This is a genomic window from Terrihabitans rhizophilus, from assembly GCF_033898525.1.
Taxonomy (GTDB): Bacteria; Pseudomonadota; Alphaproteobacteria; order Rhizobiales; family Methylopilaceae; genus Flaviflagellibacter; species Flaviflagellibacter rhizophilus.
In genome coordinates, this window is the sequence record NZ_JAXAFJ010000011.1 from 19,320 (window position 1) to 36,042 (window position 16,723).

The 16,723-nt window shown below is 66.3% G+C and carries 18 protein-coding genes; 12 read left to right on the plus strand and 6 right to left on the minus strand.

The genetic code is table 11. From position 1 onward, the window contains the following. The first annotated feature begins 62 nt into the window (after positions 1 to 62). On the plus strand, positions 63 to 1,151 hold the full coding sequence (locus tag SCD90_RS14705) for a site-specific DNA-methyltransferase (RefSeq protein WP_319845534.1): 1,089 nt from the start codon (positions 63 to 65) through the stop codon (positions 1,149 to 1,151). A 101-nt stretch (positions 1,152 to 1,252) separates the two neighbouring features. Further along, a complete protein-coding gene (locus tag SCD90_RS14710) occupies positions 1,253 to 2,149 on the plus strand; it encodes a cation diffusion facilitator family transporter (RefSeq protein ID WP_319845459.1) in 897 nt (298 codons plus the stop codon). Here SCD90_RS14710 and mutY read toward each other — a convergent pair. Further along, entirely contained in the window at positions 2,146 to 3,207 is a 1,062-nt protein-coding gene (gene mutY, locus SCD90_RS14715) for an A/G-specific adenine glycosylase (protein ID WP_319845460.1), read from the minus strand. The two genes, SCD90_RS14710 and mutY, sit on opposite strands and share 4 nt — an antisense overlap. Positions 3,208 to 3,267: 60 nt before the next feature. Here mutY and SCD90_RS14720 point away from each other — a divergent pair, with 60 nt between their 5' ends. The 8 genes from SCD90_RS14720 to SCD90_RS14755 all read left to right on the plus strand — a co-directional run bounded on the left by SCD90_RS14720 (position 3,268) and on the right by SCD90_RS14755 (position 10,754). Beyond that, positions 3,268 to 3,786, plus strand: coding sequence for a DUF721 domain-containing protein (locus SCD90_RS14720; protein WP_319845461.1), 519 nt, complete (start codon positions 3,268 to 3,270; stop codon positions 3,784 to 3,786). Between the two features lie 80 nt (positions 3,787 to 3,866). Beyond that, complete coding sequence (locus tag SCD90_RS14725) at positions 3,867 to 4,601, plus strand: DsbA family protein (RefSeq protein ID WP_319845462.1); 735 nt, start codon at positions 3,867 to 3,869, stop codon at positions 4,599 to 4,601. Between the two features lie 44 nt (positions 4,602 to 4,645). Beyond that, complete coding sequence (gene smc, locus SCD90_RS14730; RefSeq protein WP_319845463.1) at positions 4,646 to 8,062, plus strand: chromosome segregation protein SMC; 3,417 nt, start codon at positions 4,646 to 4,648, stop codon at positions 8,060 to 8,062. A gap of 149 nt (positions 8,063 to 8,211) precedes the next feature. After that, the gene (locus SCD90_RS14735; protein ID WP_319845464.1) at positions 8,212 to 8,580 is read left to right on the plus strand and encodes an AtpZ/AtpI family protein; all 369 of its coding nucleotides are present in this window, start codon (positions 8,212 to 8,214) and stop codon (positions 8,578 to 8,580) included. A 14-nt stretch (positions 8,581 to 8,594) separates the two neighbouring features. Next, positions 8,595 to 9,329 (plus strand): F0F1 ATP synthase subunit A, encoded by a 735-nt coding sequence (locus SCD90_RS14740; RefSeq protein ID WP_319845465.1) that lies wholly within the window; start codon positions 8,595 to 8,597, stop codon positions 9,327 to 9,329. 50 nt (positions 9,330 to 9,379) lie between these two features. Continuing rightward, entirely contained in the window at positions 9,380 to 9,607 is a 228-nt protein-coding gene (locus SCD90_RS14745; RefSeq protein ID WP_319845466.1) for a F0F1 ATP synthase subunit C, read from the plus strand. Positions 9,608 to 9,669: 62 nt separating this feature from the next. Next, positions 9,670 to 10,266 carry a F0F1 ATP synthase subunit B family protein gene (locus SCD90_RS14750; protein WP_319845467.1) on the plus strand — a complete coding sequence of 199 codons (597 nt, stop codon included), beginning with the start codon at positions 9,670 to 9,672 and terminating at the stop codon, positions 10,264 to 10,266. Positions 10,267 to 10,271: 5 nt separating this feature from the next. Next, positions 10,272 to 10,754 (plus strand): F0F1 ATP synthase subunit B family protein, encoded by a 483-nt coding sequence (locus SCD90_RS14755; RefSeq protein WP_319845468.1) that lies wholly within the window; start codon positions 10,272 to 10,274, stop codon positions 10,752 to 10,754. 197 nt (positions 10,755 to 10,951) lie between these two features. On the opposite strand, the gene SCD90_RS14760 is transcribed toward SCD90_RS14755, so the two are convergent. The 3 genes from SCD90_RS14760 to SCD90_RS14770 all read right to left on the minus strand — a co-directional run bounded on the left by SCD90_RS14760 (position 10,952) and on the right by SCD90_RS14770 (position 13,370). Beyond that, the gene (locus tag SCD90_RS14760; RefSeq protein ID WP_319845469.1) at positions 10,952 to 11,656 is read right to left on the minus strand and encodes a ribonuclease HII; all 705 of its coding nucleotides are present in this window, start codon (positions 11,654 to 11,656) and stop codon (positions 10,952 to 10,954) included. Positions 11,657 to 11,694: 38 nt separating this feature from the next. Then, positions 11,695 to 12,129, minus strand: a complete 435-nt coding sequence (locus SCD90_RS14765) for a VOC family protein (RefSeq protein WP_319845470.1) — start codon at positions 12,127 to 12,129, stop codon at positions 11,695 to 11,697. Between the two features lie 101 nt (positions 12,130 to 12,230). Further along, entirely contained in the window at positions 12,231 to 13,370 is a 1,140-nt protein-coding gene (locus tag SCD90_RS14770; RefSeq protein WP_425265703.1) for a PA0069 family radical SAM protein, read from the minus strand. A gap of 101 nt (positions 13,371 to 13,471) precedes the next feature. On the opposite strand from SCD90_RS14770, the gene SCD90_RS14775 reads away from it, so the two are divergent. After that, positions 13,472 to 14,143 carry a glycosyltransferase family protein gene (locus SCD90_RS14775; protein WP_319845471.1) on the plus strand — a complete coding sequence of 224 codons (672 nt, stop codon included), beginning with the start codon at positions 13,472 to 13,474 and terminating at the stop codon, positions 14,141 to 14,143. On the opposite strand, the gene moaB is transcribed toward SCD90_RS14775, so the two are convergent. After that, complete coding sequence (gene moaB, locus SCD90_RS14780; protein ID WP_425265704.1) at positions 14,140 to 14,676, minus strand: molybdenum cofactor biosynthesis protein B; 537 nt, start codon at positions 14,674 to 14,676, stop codon at positions 14,140 to 14,142. The two genes, SCD90_RS14775 and moaB, sit on opposite strands and share 4 nt — an antisense overlap. Positions 14,677 to 14,756: 80 nt before the next feature. Between moaB and SCD90_RS14785 the strand changes: the two genes are divergently transcribed. Further along, positions 14,757 to 15,827: a hypothetical protein gene (locus SCD90_RS14785; protein WP_319845472.1), complete on the plus strand. Its 1,071-nt coding sequence runs from the start codon at positions 14,757 to 14,759 to the stop codon at positions 15,825 to 15,827. 3 nt (positions 15,828 to 15,830) lie between these two features. Here the strand turns inward: SCD90_RS14785 and ypfJ are convergent, their stop codons facing one another. After that, positions 15,831 to 16,697, minus strand: a complete 867-nt coding sequence (ypfJ, locus tag SCD90_RS14790; RefSeq protein ID WP_319845473.1) for a KPN_02809 family neutral zinc metallopeptidase — start codon at positions 16,695 to 16,697, stop codon at positions 15,831 to 15,833. Between the last annotated feature and the right edge of the window lie 26 nt (positions 16,698 to 16,723).

The following is a 16,723-nucleotide window of genomic DNA, read 5'->3' on the forward strand; positions in this document are numbered from 1 at the left end:
GTCGAGAACCCCAGATGTCCTATCCGGTATTGCGTACCCAGGCGCGCCATGTCGCGCCTGGGATGGACATCCCCCTCAGCCACGAGATCATCGTGGGCGATTGCGTGGCCGAGATGGCCAGGATGCCGGCGGCGTCCGTCGACCTCATCTTTGCCGATCCGCCGTACAATCTTCAGCTCAGCGGCGCCCTTCATCGGCCGGACGACAGCCTCGTCGACGCCGTTGACGACGACTGGGATCGCTTTGCCAGCTTCGAAGCCTATGACGCCTTCACCCGCGCCTGGCTGCTGGCCGCGCGCCGGGTGCTGAAGCCGAATGGGGCGATGTGGGTCATCGGCTCCTACCACAACATCTTCCGCGTCGGTGCCATCCTCCAGGACCTCGGATTCTGGATCCTGAACGATGTGGTGTGGCGCAAGAACAATCCGATGCCGAACTTCCGCGGCCGGCGCTTCACCAATGCGCACGAGACCATGATCTGGGCCGCGCGCTCTGCAGATGCGAAATACACGTTCAACTATGAGGCCATGAAGGCCGGCAATGATGATCTGCAGATGCGCTCCGACTGGCTGCTGCCGATCTGCACAGGCGGTGAGCGGCTGAAGGACGCGGATGGCCGCAAGGTGCATCCCACCCAGAAGCCGGAAGCCCTGCTGGCCCGCGTGCTCATGTCCAGCACGCGCCGCGGCGACGTGATCCTCGATCCGTTCTCGGGCTCGGGCACGACGGCGGCTGTCGCCAAGAGGTTCGGGCGTTCGGCCATCGGCATCGAGCGGGACCGGACCTACGCGGCGGCTGCACGTGAGCGCATCGCCGGCATCGAGACATTGAGCGACGAGGTGCTGTCGGAAAGCCCGACCAAGCGGGAAGCTCCGCGCGTGGCCTTCGGCGTTCTGGTGGAACAGGGCCTGATCGCTCCCGGCGCAAGGCTGACCGACCACAAGGGTAACCTGGAAGCCGTCGTCCGTGCCGATGGCACGGTCGCCGCCGGCAATGTTGTGGGCTCCATCCACAAGATCGGCGCTCTCGTGCAGAATGCCACGGCCTGCAATGGCTGGACGTTCTGGCATTACGACAAGGCCGGCCGGCGCGTGCCCATCGATGAACTGCGGACGCAGGTCCGCAGCCAGATGGCTGCCGACGGCGCCTGAACTCGCGAACGCTTCGCACCTGCAAACATAGAGGTTGCGCGGCTCCGGAGCCCGGGTCTATGCGCCTGCCTTCCCGCACATCGCGGGCGGCGAGGCGTCGGGTGACAACGAACAGGCTTCTTCTCCGCGTCGCTGTCGCCAATGTGGGCGTGAGCGTGCTGGTGCTTGCGCTGAAGGCCGTGTCGTACAAGGTCACCGGATCGGTGGCGCTCTACTCCGACGCGCTCGAGAGCATCATCAATGTCGTGACCTCCCTCGCGGCATTGTGGGCGCTGTGGTTCAGTTTCCAGCCTGCCGACCAGAACCACCCCTACGGGCACCACAAGGCGGAATATCTCTCGGCCGTGCTGGCCGGCGTGCTCATCGTCGTCGCCGCGATATCCATCCTGCGCGAAGCCTATTTCGGCTATCTCGAACCGCGCCCGCTTGAGGCGCCGACGCTCGGCCTCGCCATCAACCTCGCGGCGACCGTCATCAATCTTGGCTGGGCGCTGCTTCTCATCAGGCTGGGAACACGCCACAAATCGCCGGCTCTGGCCGGTGATGGCCGCCACCTCATGACCGATGTGGTCACTTCAGTCGGTGTGCTCATCGGCCTCGTGGCCGCGGTCGTCCTCGACCAGCCGCTGCTGGACCCGATCCTTGCCGCGGCGGTTGCCCTGAACATCATCTGGACCGGCATTCGGCTGGTGCGGGAATCCATGGGCGGGCTGCTCGACGAGGCGGTGCCGGCGGATGTTCTCGACCGTATCCGCACGACAATCGCGAAAGGTGCGGCGGGCGCCATCGAGGCGCACGACATCCGCACGCGGCAGGCGGGACGTGCGGTCTTCGTGGACTTCCACCTTGTCGTACACGGCACGATGAGCGTGTCCGATGCACACGACATCTGCGACTGTCTCGAACGAGAGCTGAAGAACGCGGTGGAGGGCGCCATCGTCACCATCCATGTGGAGCCGGACGATAAGGCGAAGCATCAGGGCATCGTGGTGCTCTAGCCAGCGCTGCGGGCAACCTTCTCGACCTTCCGCATCACGCCGGGCAGCGCTTCCTTCTCCACCTCCAGCGACCACCAGCAGCCTTCGGGCGGGGGCGTGTCGTTGGTGAAGGTTGCTCGGAACACCGACAACTCCAGCGCGAAATGCGAGAAGACGTGACGGGCGGTGCCCATCGGCTGCCAGTTCGAGGGGAGCGGCGGGTTCTCGGGCAGGCCGCCGAGTGACGTCTCGGCCCAGGCTGATCCGGGCACTTCGACCATGCCCCCCAGCAGCCCTGTCGCCGCCCGGCGCCGCAGCAGAACGGCTCCATCCGTCCGCTCTGCCCAGAAGGCATGTCCGAATCGCGTCGGCCTGTCGACCTTCGCAGCCTTGCGGGGGAAGCTTTCCTGCAGGCCTTCGGCACGCGCCTCGCAGTTCTCGTTCCACGGGCACAGTGAGCAGGCGGGCCGGCGGGGCGTGCAGATGGTGGCGCCGAGATCCATCATGGCTTGCGCGAAATCACCGGGTCGGCGCGCCGGCGTCAAAGTCGCGGCCAGTTTCCGGATGCGGGGCCTGGCGCGGGGCAGTTCCTCCTCGACCGCGAAGAGGCGCGAGACCACGCGCTCGACATTGCCGTCGACGACGGTAGCGGGTTCGTCGAAGGCGATCGCCGCCACGGCTGCCGCGGTGTAGGGGCCGATCCCCGGCAAGGCGAGAAGCTCGGCCTCCGTCCCGGGGAAGACGCCGCCATGCTCGCGCGCCACCACCACCGCGCAGGCGTGCAGATTGCGCGCCCGTGCGTAGTAACCAAGCCCCGCCCACCGGCGGAGAACATCGTCCAGAGGCGCGTCGGCCAGAGCGAACACGTCCGGAAATCGCTGAAGGAAGGCTAGGAAGTAGGGGCCGGCGGCTGCGACCGTTGTCTGCTGCAGCATGATTTCGGACAGCCAGACGCGGTAGGGATCCGCGATCTCGCCGGGCAGCGCCCGCCAAGGCAGCCGCCGCCGGTGACAATCATACCAGGCCAGGAGGTCTGAAGATCCGGGCTCGGACAGCGCGGCTGTGGAGGGTGAGGACATCGTGGCTCTATAGCAGGTCGGCCGCTTGACGGCTGGCCCTTGCCGTGACGCCTTGGTGCGATGTCCAGTGCACCCAAGCGCCGCCCCAATGCCCGCCCCCTCGGACAGTTCGTCCCGGGCGCGATGAACGAGGTACTGGCGAAGCAGGGATTCGCCAGTGGCGAGATCGTGCTGCGTTGGCAGGACATCGCCGGCGCCGAACTTGCGCGCCGCTCCCGACCGCTGAAGCTGACATTTCCGCGAGGACGCAAGGAGCCGGAGGCGGCGCGGGAGCCCGCAACCCTTCTCGTCCAGGTGGAGGGTGCGTTTGCGCTCGAACTGCAGATGCAGGCCTCTACGCTGATCGAGCGCATCAACCGCTATTTCGGCTGGCGGTGCGTCGGCTCGCTGAAGATCCGGCAGGGACCCGTCGGGACCCGGAAGACCGAGCGCCCGGCGCCGGTGCTGACGGGCGATGAAAAAGCCCGCATTCGGAGCCAGGTGGATGGCATCGAAGAGGATCGGCTTGCGGAAGCCTTGCTGCGCCTGGGCGAGGCCGTGACCCTCGACGCTCGCCGCGGAAAAACGGGGCGTGCGTAAACTCGCCACATTTCCATCGTTGGCAAGGCCACCCCGCCGATCTATCCAGTGTCGGCAAACCCTCCGTTGAAGGTGACCTTATGAAGAGTTCCGCCCTGACGACGCTGTTCGCCGCCTGCGTCATCGCGGTTGGCTTGGCCGGCTGCTCGGAAGAACAGTCGTCCACGCCTGTGAGCGACAATGCCGCGCAGACTTCGTCATCGTCCGAGGAAGGTGCAGAACGCAGCACGCCTGCCCCTGCGACACAGGCGACGCCCGGGCAGAGCGTCGATCTGAAGGAATTGCTCGAACCCGGCCCGCTTCCTGATATCGCGCTCGGCCGCGAGGATGCGCCGATAACGGTCGTGGAATACGCGTCCCTGACCTGTCCGCACTGCGCCACCTTCCACAACGGCACCTATCCGGCGCTGAAGCAGAAATACGTGGACAGCGGCAAGGTGCGTTTCATCTTTCGCGAATTCCCGCTCGATAACTACGCGACCGCCGGCTTCATGATGGCGCGCTGCGCCGAGCCGTCGAAGTATCATCCCATCATCGACGCCTTCTTCGCCCAGCAGCGTGCGTTCCTCGACGCGTCGGACCCGTTCGCATGGCTGCAGGACTTCGGGAAGCAGGTCGGCTTTACCCAGGAGTCGCTGGACGCCTGCTTGTCGAATCAGCAGCTGCTGGACAGCGTCATGGCCGTGCGGCAGCGCGCCTCGGAGAAGTTCGGAGTCAGTTCCACGCCGTCCTTCTTCATCAACGGCAAGATCTATCGCGGCGCGATGAGCATCGAGGACCTTTCGAAGGACATCGACCCTCTCCTGAAGGGCTGAGGCACGTCCGGTAAAGCCCGGCCGCGCCGCCAGCACGGTGCTGCATGAAGCTGACGCGGCTGCGCCTGATCGGGTTCAAATCCTTCGTTGAGCCGTCCGAGCTCGTGATCGAGCCGGGCCTGACCGGTGTTGTCGGGCCCAATGGCTGCGGCAAGTCCAATCTTGTCGAAGCCCTGCGCTGGGCCATGGGCGAAAGCTCCTACAAGGCCCTGCGTGCCTCGGAGATGAACGACGTCATCTTCGCCGGTTCCGGCAACAGGCCGTCGCGCAACAGCGCGGAAGTGGTCGTTGTGCTGGACAACCGCTCCCGCTTGGCGCCATCGCCTTTCACGGATGTCGAGGACCTGGAGATTTCGCGGCGCATCGACCGCGACAAGGGCTCCACCTATCGCGTCAATGGCCGAGAGGTGCGGGCGAAGGATGTGCAACTCCTCTTCGCGGATGCATCCACCGGCGCGCGTTCCCCCGCTCTGGTGCGGCAGGGGCAGATCGGCGAGATCATCAATGCGCGCCCGGAAGCGCGACGGCGCGTGCTGGAGGAGGCGGCAGGCATTGCGGGCCTGCACGCACGACGCCACGAGGCCGAGCTGAAGCTACGGGCCGCCGAGCAGAACCTGCTGCGCGTCGAGGATGTCCTGAGCCGTATCGGCGGCCAGATCGATGGCTTGCGGCGCCAGGCCCGGCAGGCCGTCCGATACAGGCAGCTTTCCGCCGAGATTCGCGCGCTGGAAGCCGCTCTGCTGCGCCGGGCGCACGCGGCAGCCCTGGAGGAACAGCGGCTCACCGAAAAGGCAGCGGAAGAGGCGGAGCGGGTGGTTGCCGCCCGCACGCTGGAGCAGGCGGACGCCGCGCGCCATGAAGCCCTCTGCGCGGCTGAACTCCCGAAGCTGCAGGATGCGGCGGCAGCCGCAGGATCCGCCGTCGCGCGTCTCCGGCGAGCTGGTGACGACCTCGACCGCGAAGAGCGCCTCGCGCGCGAAAAGCTGGCGGAACTCGAACGCCGCATTGCCCAGATCCACGCGGACCATGCGCGCGAGGAGGCTTTAGCGGCCGATGCCGAACAAACGCTTGCCCAGTTCGAGAAGGATCTCGCCGCGCTGGCAGCCGAGGAGGCTGGTGCGGCGGCTCGGGAGGACACTGCGAATCAGCGCGTCGCGGAAACATCCGCCGTGCTGGAGCGTGCGGAAGCGCTTTATGCACATGCGAGCGCGGCCTTCGCTGCCCATGATTCGGAGCGCCAGAGGTTGGCTGGCCTCCGCAGAGACGCAAGCGTGCGCCTGGAGCGCCTGACATCCGAAGCCCAGCGGCTCGACGCGGAAGCCCACCAGTTGAGCGGTGCCGAATCGCTGCGACGGCTCCCCGCGATGGCGGTCGAGGCCGAAGAGGCGGCCCGTGCGGAACGTGAGGCAGATGAGGAGGCGGCAGCCGCGGAAGCCGATCTGGCACGCCTCAGGGACGAGGAACAGCGCCTGCAGCGAGCGGCCCAGGAGAGCACCACCGACTTCAGGCGCCTGGATGTGGAAGCACGCACACTGGTGAAGCTGCTGGAACCGGGACAGGCGGCGCCATGGCCGCCGCTGATCGAGAGCCTTGTGGTTGACCCCGGCTACGAGGCCGCACTTGTGGCGGCTCTCGGCGAAGATGTGTCGGTGCCGCTCGATACCCGCGCGCCCGTGCACTGGGCCGGCTCGGAGCCGATGGCGGCAGACGCGCCGCTGCCTGAGGGCGCCGTTCCTCTTTCGCGGCATGTCGAAGCGCCTCCCGAACTCTCCCGGCGCCTCGCGCAGATCGGGGTGGTCGCGCGAAGCGAGGGGGAGGCGCTGCGGCACGCGTTGGCGAGCGGACAATGCCTCGTGTCGCTGACCGGCGACCTTTGGCGCTGGGACGGCTTCACAGCCACCGCCGGGGCGGAAACGCCGGAGGCGCGGCGGCTCGCCGGGCGCAACAGGCTGAAGGAACTGCAGCGCGGGCTTGAGGCGATGTCACTTCAGGCCGCCGCGGCAGCGGATGCCGCGAAGCGCGCTGCGGCTTCGACAGCGGCGGCGCAGAAACGCGACCAGACGGCGAAAGAGAACGTCCGCAGCGCCCGCAAGACAGCCGAGCGGCTTCGGGCCGAGCGCCAGGACATCGAGCGGCAGGCGATGCGGGACGAGGCGCGGCGCACGGCTCTCCGCGAGACGCAGGCGCGGCTATCCCGCGATGTCGACGAAGCGCGCCAGACGCTGGCGGCGGCTGAAAGCGCCTTGGCAGGACTGGCCGACGGCATGGACCTCGCGCAGAGTCGCGATCTCGCCCGCGCCGACGCTGAACGCGAACGCGCCTCCGCAGCCGATGCAAGGGCGGCGCTCTCCGCACTTGGCCGTGAGCGCGACAGGCGTCTGCGCGCGCGTGAAGCGGTTCAGCGGGACAGGGGGGCCTGGAGCACGCGCAGCGCCGGAGCATCGGAACGGCTGGCGGAGCTCGTGCAGCGAGGCGAGGACGCCCAGGCCGAGCGCCGTTCGCTGCTCGGCGTGCCGGACCGGGTGGCAACCAGCCGGCGCGGGCTACTGGAGCAATTGTCCGCCGCCCGTGGGGCCGAAGGCGAGGCCCGCGACCGGCTGGCGCTCGCCGAAACCCGCAAAAGGGCAGCCGATGACACGGCACGGGACGCCCTGCGCCGCCTGGGCGAGGCGAGAGAGCGACGGGCAGGTGAGGAGGCGCGCCGGCAAGCGGCGCGCGACAAGTCCGGCGCTGCGTGGGAGCGGCTGCTTGAAGCCGGCATCGCTGCGGCCTCTGGCGATCAGCACCCCGGAACCCCCGCTGATCTGGAACGGCTGAAAGCTGACCGTGAACGGCTGGGCGGGGTCAACCTTCGTGCCGAGGAGGAGCTTGCCGAGGTGCAGGCCGGCCATGAGCAGCTTGGCGGGGAGCGTGACGATCTCACCGAGGCGATTCGCCAGTTGCGGCATGCGATCCAATCCCTCAACCGCGAGGGCCGTGCGCGGCTCGCCACAGCCTTCGAAGCTGTCAACGCGCACTTCGAGCGGCTGTACGCCCAGCTCTTCGGAGGGGGTGAGGCGCGTCTCCACCTGATCGAATCAGAGGACCCTCTGGAAGCCGGACTGGAGGTCATCGCCCGCCCCCCGGGCAAGAAGCCGCAGACGCTCTCGCTTCTTTCAGGCGGGGAACAGGCGCTGACCGCGATGGCGCTGATCTTCGCGATCTTCCTGACGAATCCCGCGCCTCTCTGCGTGCTCGACGAGGTCGATGCACCCTTGGACGACGCCAATGTCGAGCGGTTCTGCGACCTCCTGGACGCCATGTCGTCGGAGACCGACACACGCTTTCTGGTGGTTACCCACAACCCTGTCACGATGAGCCGCATGAATCGGCTTTTCGGGGTTACTATGGCCGAGCGTGGCGTGAGCCAGCTTGTCTCTGTGGACCTCGAGGCAGCGGAGGTGCTGCGTGAGGCGGTCTGACGCAGCTGGGCGTTCCGGAAGGTCAAGTAAGTTCAACGACTTAGCTTGTATGCCAGCTTTCTTGACTTGAGAATGAGGCATCACTATGGTGCCGCCGAAATTCAGAGGTGGCGCGGGCTTGCCGCCGAGGATACGGGTCGAACGCAAAAATGAGCGGCAGTGACCCCGAAACTCGGGACGAAGGTAAGGACGTGTCCGCCGAGGGGCGGGATCTGCAGGAACGGTTGTCCAAACTGGACGCGGCGCTGAAGAAGGCGAAGCGACCGGGGAAGGACGATGCGAGATCGCAGAGCAGCATGGCGGCGGGAGCGCAGGGTATGGCGCTGGCGCTGCGGCTGGGCAGTGAGTTCGCTGCCGCCGTACTGGTTGGTGCTGCCCTTGGCTGGTTTCTGGATCAGTTCGCGGGCACCCGGCCCTGGGGCATGATCGTTTTTCTGATGCTTGGCTTCGCGGCCGGTGTGCTCAACATCCTGAGGTCCTCCGCCCTGAACAAGGGCACGGGATCCACTGGCGGATAGGTGCGGAAGTAGACATGGATCCGATCCACCAGTTTGAAATCAGGAGCCTCATCGGCGAAGGGCCGCTGTCCTTCACGAACTCCTCGCTGTTCATGGTTCTGACCGTGGTGGCCATCATCGGCTTCCTCATGATCGGAATGCAGAGCCGTTCGCTAATTCCCGGCCGCTGGCAGTCGCTGGCCGAGCTGTCCTATGAGTTCGTCGCATCCACCGTGCGCCAGTCCGCTGGCAATGACGGCATGCGGTTCTTCCCGCTGGTGTTTTCGCTGTTCATGTTCGTGCTGTTCGCGAACCTTTTCGGCATGCTGCCCTACGCCTTCACCGTTACCAGCCACATCATCGTGACCTTCGGCTTGGCGATGATCGTCATCAGCACGATCATCATCTACGGCTTCGTCCAGCACGGCACCAAGTTCCTCCGGATCTTCGTTCCGGCGGGTATTCCGGGCTTCCTGCTCCCGCTTGTGGTCGCCATCGAAATCGTCTCGTTCCTGTCGCGTCCCATCAGCCTCTCGGTTCGTCTGTTCGCCAACATGCTGGCCGGACACATCACGCTGAAGGTGTTCGCCGGCTTCGTGGTCGGCCTCTGGGGCGCTCTCGGCGCCGGCGGCCTTGCCCTCGGCATCCTGCCGCTCGCCATGACCGTCGCCCTGACCGGCTTCGAGTTCTTCGTGGCCTTCGTTCAGGCCTACGTCTTCACCCTTCTTACCTGCCTCTATCTCAGTGATGCCCTTCATCCCGGGCACTGAGTTGGAAGCACAACCGATCAGCGCGATCACAAAATCTAGGAGTACACATCATGGACGCTGAAGCCGCAAAGTACCTCGCCGCCGGTATCGCAACCCTCGGCATGGCAGGCGCCGCCATCGGCGTTGCCAACATCTTCGTCAGCTACCTGACGGGCGCACTGCGCAATCCTTCCGCTGCCGACGCGCAGTTCCCGCGCCTGATCTTCGGCTTCGCCGTGACGGAAGCGCTCGGCATCTTCTCGCTGCTGATCGCTCTTCTGCTCCTGTTCGCCGTCTGAGTTCGCTTTAACGGGCGCCGGATCGTCCGGCGCCCGGCGTCTCAACGACCGGGAAAGTCACGATGGCACAGAACGTCCTGCTCCTTGCGCAGGCCCAAACGGAATTTCGGCAGGACCTGCGTGAAGGGGTCGAAGCCGATGCCGAATTGCACGACGAAGCTCATGGAGGCGCGTTCCCGCCCTTCGAGTCGACGTTCTTCGTATCGCAGCTGATCTGGCTCGCGATCACCTTCGGACTGCTCTACTTCCTTCTGAGCCGTTTCGTCATTCCCCGGATCTCATCGGTCCTGGAAGTGCGCGGCGACCGGATCAAGTCCGATCTGGCCGAGGCGCAACGCCTACGCTCGGAAACGGATGCCGCGATTGCCTCACACGAGGCGGCGCTGGCGGCAGCACGTGCCAGCTCGCAGAAGATCGCCAGTGAAACCCGCGCCAAGGTGGACGCCGACGCGGCCGTCCAGCGCAAGGCTGTGGAAGCAGACCTCGCGGAACGTCTTGCCGCTGCAGAGCGGCAGATCGCGGCGAGCAAGGCCGAGGCCATGCTTAACGTCCGCACCATTGCCATCAGCGCGACCGCCGCCATCGTGGCGCAGCTCTCGGGCCAGGAGCCATCCGCTTCTGAAGTCGAGCCGGCCGTCGATGCGAGCCTGAAAGGCTGAACCCGATGATGACTCCTGATTTCTGGGTACTCGTTGCCTTCGTCATCTTCATCGGCCTGGCTGTTTATCTCGGCTTGACCAAGAAGATTGTCGCAGGGCTCGACGCGCGCTCGCAGCGCATCTCGGACGATCTCGACGAGGCTCGCCGCCTTCGCGAGGAAGCGCAGCGCGTGCTGGGTGAGTACGAGCGCAAGCGCCGCGAAGCGGAAGGCGAAGCGGAGGCCATCATCGCCTCCGCAAAAGCCGAGGCGGAGCGGCTTGCAGCCGATGCCAAGATCAAGGCCGAGGAATTCGTCGCGCGTCGCACCCGTACCGCGGAGACGAAGATCCAGCAGGCCGAGGCACAGGCCATTGCCGACGTCCGGGCTGCCGCTGCCGATGCGGCTGTGTCGGCCGCAGGCAAGATCCTCAAGTCGCGCGCCAGTGGCGAGATCGGCGATGCACTGATCGGCCATGGCCTTCAGGAAGTCCGCACGAAGCTGCACTAGGGGACCGCACGAAAAGAAAAGACGAAGCCGCCCTCGGGCGGCTTTTTTCGTTGTTCAGGAACAAGCAGGTTCCCGCGGCATTCTTTTCTTGTGCAAGGTTTCAGGAGGCAAACATGCTCAAGGGCGGACTTCTTTGGATGATCGGAATTCCGATCCCGATCATCATCATCCTGTGGCTGACCGGCTTCCTCAGCTGATCAGGCAAGTTGCGCGAGATCGCTGGCCTCAGCCGCATCGTGCGCTTCTGCCGGGACCGGCCCGGCCAATGCAAGACGCACCGGCGCGAAGCTGTGCCGGTGGTGAGATGTCGGGCCGAAGGCCGCCAAGGCTTTGCGGTGCTCGGCCGTGCCATAGCCGACATGGCGCTCGAAACCCCAGCCGACATGTGACGAGGCGAGCCTTCTCATCAACCGGTCACGCGTGACCTTGGCGATGATCGATGCTGCCGCGATGGAGACAAGCTTGGCGTCCCCGTCCACCACAGCTTCTGCGGGGCAGGGCAGCCCATCGGGAAATTCCCGGCCATCGATAAAGACCCGGTCGGGAGCATGGGGCAGAGCCTTCACAGCGGCGCACATGGCCCAGAGCGTTGCTTTCCTGATGTCGATGCGGTCGATGCGGGCAGGAGAGGCCTGAACGAAGGCCACCTCCGAGGTGGCCATTATCTCCAGGTAGAGCTCTTCGCGCCGCTCGGACGTGAGCATCTTCGAATCATTCAGCCCCTTGGGAATCCTGCGTGGGTCGAGCATCACGGCGGCCGCGACGACCGGACCGGCAAGCGGTCCACGACCGGCTTCGTCCACTCCGGCAACGCGCATGCAGCCGTCCTTCAGCCAGCGCCGTTCCTGCCGGAAATCAGGTGCCTTGATCCTGGTCGTGCTGCGCTTGGATGAGTCGGCCATCCGGTTTCTATGCCATCCGGACGCCGCCCCGTCAGCCTTCATTCCGGAATGATCAGCCGTCCGTCCTCATCGAGCAGCCAATGGGGGTTGTAAACGATCTCCCAGATGTGGCCGTCGGGATCCGCGACATAGCCCCCATAGCCTCCCCAGAACGTCTTTTCCGGTTCCTTGACCAGGCGTCCTCCGGCGGCGACGAATGCCGCGACCAGCTTGTCGGTCTCCAAAGCGGAACGGGTGTTGTAGCCGATGGACATGCTGGCGCCGCTCGCCTTGTGCTCCGGCAAAGAGGCATCCCGTGCAAGATCGCCGCGGCCGAACAAGGCCAGGACGAGGCCGCCGCCAAGCTGGAAGAAGGCGACGCTGCCATCGCTCTCACGCGACTTCTTCAAGCCGACGCGCGTGTAGAAATCGGCCGAGGCCGCAACGTCTTCGACGCCCAGGGTGATGACGCTTATTCTTGGTTCAAGGCTCATGTGGCGGCGTTCCTTGGACAGCGGACGGACAGGCAGGCCGGCTCGCCAGGATGTGGAATAGGATCTCGGCTGATGCGAGGCGGGGACGGCGGGTGAGCAGATCATGAGAAGAGCCTCAACTGCTCTCCGGGCTGCGTGGGTGCGGCGAACAGATCCTTCCGGAGCGGCTTCCGCTCTCCGTTGAGGCCAAGGCGCCGCGTCGCAAGTTCGAACCGACGGCCGATGGTCCAGGCATAGACGCCGTCGCCGATCATCCTCTTTCCCCACTCGGCCTCGTAATCCTTGCCGCCACGTGTGGAGCGCACAAGGCTCATCACGTGCTTGAGGCGTTGCGGGCGATGCTCGGCCAGCCATTCCTGAAACAGGTCCTTGATCTCGTAAGGCAACCGCAACAGCACATAACCGGCACTGACCGCTCCGGCGGCTTTCGCCGCGTCCAGCACACGTTCGATCTCTTCATCGTTCAGCGCCGGAATGATGGGTGCCACCATCACGGTGACGGGGATGCCGGCTTCGCTGAGCTGCCGCACCGCTTCCAGCCGCTTCGCCGGCGTCGGCGCGCGGGGTTCAAGGTCGCGGGCGAGCTTGGGGTCGAGCGTCGTGATGGACAGCGCCACGCGGGCGAGCCCCTTCGCGGCCATGGGCGCGAGAATGTCGATATCGCGGGTCACCAGGGCGGACTTCGTGACGATGCCGACCGGATGATTGCTGCGTGCCAGCACTTCCAGCACCGACCGGGTGACACGGTATTGCCGCTCGATGGGCTGGTAAGGATCGGTGTTGGTTCCCAGCGCCATGGTGCGGACCTCGTAGCCCGGCTGCGCCAGCTCCTTTTCGAGGAGCGCGGCAGCGTTGGACTTCACCGTCAGCTTGCTCTCGAAATCCAGCCCCGGAGAAAGGCCGAGATAGGAATGCGAGGGGCGGGCGAAGCAGTAGACACAGCCGTGCTCGCATCCGCGATATGGGTTGATGGAGCGGTCGAAGGAGATATCCGGCGACTGGTTCCTGGTGATGATCTTCCTTGCGGTCTCGTAGGAGATCTCCGTCTTGAACGGAGGAAGGTCGGCGAGGCTGTCCCAGCCGTCGTCCTCCGCCGCCCGCGCATAGGGCTCGAAGCGGCCGGCTGCATTGGTACGCGCTCCACGTCCGCGACGCCTCTCCGGCGCGATGTCGGGAGCGGCCTCGTGAACCACTGGATCGTCGGTGTAGGTAAGCAGCGAGGCGGTGGAAGCCATCGTCATGTTCTCCTTGTTTCGAGAAGAACATAAAGAGAACATATGCGCAAGCGCGGTGCTGCACGCATGGGTCGCGGCACTGACCGGACGTGCTATAAACTCCCCCGATGATCAGCGTGGTGATCCAGACATCCGGTGACGAGGAAGCGCTGCTCGCAACGCTCGCCTCTCTCGTTCCGGCGGCGGCGGACGGCACGGTGCGGGACGTCATCGTGGTCGACGGATCCGGGGGATCCAGCGTCCACGCCATCGCGGATGGTTGCGGCTGCCTCTACGTGCGGGGAGCCTCCGAAAGATCGTTGCGCCTGGCGGCCGGCGCCCGGCTGGCCAAGGCGCCGTGGCTTCTCTTCATGGAGCCCGGCTGCGAGCCCGAGGAAGGGTGGACCCGTGATGTGCGCGGCTTCATGGAACGGGCGGAGCGGCAGGGCACGGCCTCGCGGCGCGCCGCCAGGTTCCAGGTTTTGGAAGATGGAGCCGACGACGGTTTGGCGCAGGCTGTTCGTCGGGCCGGACAGAGCATGGCCGGCAGCGAAGCCCTTCCCGCTCTGCTGATCCACAAGGCGTTCTACGAGGAACTGGGCGGTTTTCGCGCTCTTCCGGTTGTCGAATATGTGGACCTCGCCCGGCGTATCGGACGAAGCAGAATGGTTCGCCTGCGCGCCCGCCTCTACGTCCCCGCGGACCAGCGCCCGCATGCGGCAGGCTTGCGGCGGCTGCTCGGCGCGGGCCTGCTTGCCGTGCGCGCGCCGACGCGCCTCGTCGCCCGGCTCTACCGCTAGGGCTTGCGGCGCAGATGTTCGTCGAGCCGGGGAGCGATCTCGACGAAGTTGCAGGGTTTCGTCCGGTAGTCGAGCTGGCTTTTCAGGATGCCGTCCCAGGCGTCGCGACAGGCGCCGGGTGAGCCGGGCAGGGCGAAGATGAAGGTGCTGCCGGCCACGCCCGCCGTGGCGCGGGATTGCACGGTCGAGACGCCGATTTTCCCGAACGAGATCTGGTGGAAGATGGTGGAGAAGCCGTCCATCCGCTTTTCGAAGAGGGGCTCCAGCGCCTCGGGCGTCACGTCGCGGCCGGTGAAGCCGGTGCCCCCCGTGGTGATCACGACGTCCACGCCGGGATCGCCGATCCAGCGCGAGACCTGCGCGCGAATGGCCTCGATGCTGTCAGGCACGATGGAGCGGTCGGCCAGCTGGTGCCCGGCTTCCCCCAGCCTTTCCACCAATGTGTCGCCGGAGCGGTCATCGGCGAGAACGCGGGTGTCCGAGACTGTCAGGACCGCTATGCTCAGCGGAATGAAGGTGCGGGTGCTTTCCATGCTGTCCATCTCATGCGTGCCGGCCACGGCCTGTGCGGCGGAACTTGGCGGCGCATGTGCGCCGGGGCAAGGGCGATGACATGACGCGAGGCACCGGACGCATCCTGTGGAGCGCGCTCCTCGTCAGCGCGGTGCTGCTGCTGGCCCTGCTGCTGATTGATATCGAGGTGCCGCAGGATGACGAGGAAGCCCTTGCGCGCGTGATGCGCGAGGAGATCACGACCCCTGCAGTCGAGGGGAAACTGGAAGACGCACTGAGTCGAGGCGATGTCGAGGATGCGCGGATGTATGCGGACCTCGCCGCGCAGCGCGAACTCCCTCTGCGACCGGAGCTGACCCAGCGCCTGACGGACGCGGAGCAGCCGGGCCCGACGGCGCAGCGCAACGCGCTGGACTTCGGCAGCGGCTTCGTGACGGGACAGGGGCAGACCATTGCCGGGCTTGCCGGTGCGGTCACGTCCGACCTCACGGTGGTCGGCGACATCCGTGACGTCGTGCACGAGGGCGGGCTGATGATCGCCGGGCAGCCCTATGATGAGCTGATGCTTGGGCTTGCGACGGTGGGCCTCGCGGCGACCGGCGCGACGGTGGCGACCGGTGGCGCCGGCCTTCCGGCAAAATTGGGTGTCGCTGTGCTGAAGGTGGCGCGAAGGGCGGGCAACCTGACCGCCGATCTTGGCCGGGCGCTTGGACGTGCCGTGCGCGCAAGCGTGGACTTCGGTGAGTTGCGGGGCGTGGTGACGGCTGCGGCGAGGATGGATTCGACTGCGGCCCGTGATGCAGCTTCCGCGGCAGTGCGACGTGCTTCGACGGGAGACCTGTCGCGGATGCTGGGCGATGCCCGCCATATTGCAGACGTGGCCGGTCCCGGCGAGAGCGTGCGCCTGCTGCGCTACGCCCGCTCGCCGCAGGAGCTTGCGGACCTGTCCACGATGTCGACCCGCTTCGGGCGAACGACGCGCGGCGTGGTGGAACTCACGGGACGCACCAGTCTCCGTGCCTTCAAGGGCGGGGTGCGCATCGTGCGGGTGCTGGCCGAGAACTTCCTGGCCTTCATGGCCTGGTTCGGCGGGCTGATCGCGATGATCACCACGCGCGGCATCGCCCGCTTCGGCTGGCGGCGCATCAGGGCCAAGCGCCGCACAGCCTGAGGATCAGAGGTTCTGCACCGCGAAGGTGTTGCAGCCGCGCACGGTGCCTTGTTCCAGCCCGGTCCGGAACCAGCGCACGCGCTGGGCCGAGGAGCCGTGGGTGAAGCTGTCCGGCACGACCTGCCCCTGCGTCTGCTTCTGGATGCGGTCGTCGCCGATGGCGGTGGCGGCGGCAAGGGCCTCCTCCACATCGCCGGCTTCCAGCAGGCCCTGCTGGTTTGCCCGCGCCGCCCACACACCGGCAAGGCAATCGGCCTGCAGTTCCAGCCTCACGGAGAGCGCATTGGCCTGGCTGCGGGAGCCACGTTCGCGCTGCTCGTTCACTTTGTCCATAATGCCGAGAAGGTTCTGCACGTGGTGGCCGATCTCGTGGGCCACCACATAGGCCGAGGCGAAATCGCCCGGAGCGCGGAAGCGCTGCTCCATCTCGCGGAAGAAGGAGGTGTCGAGGTAGACGCGCTTGTCCGGCGGGCAATAGAACGGGCCCATCGCCGACTGACCCTGGCCGCACGCGGTCTGGGTTGCGCCGGTGAACAGGACGAGGCGCGGCTTCTGGTAGGTCTGGCCGTTCTGCTGGAAGATGTCCGTCCAGACATCCTCGGTGCTGCCGAGGACCGAGGACACGAAGCGGCCGACCTCATCGGTGGGCGTGCCCTCGCGTCCCGCCTGCTGCTGTTGCTGCTGGCCGCCGCCCTGGACCATGTCCAGACCGCCCATGATGAGGCGGGGGTCGATGCCCGTCGCCCAGGACAGCAGGCCAACGATGAGGAGGCCACCGATACCGAGGCCACCCATGCGCATGCCGCCGCCGCCGCCCATGCCGCGGCGGTCTTCGACATTGCTGCTCCCGCGAAGATCACCCCAGCGCATTGTGTCCCCTCCAAGTCTTACCCGTG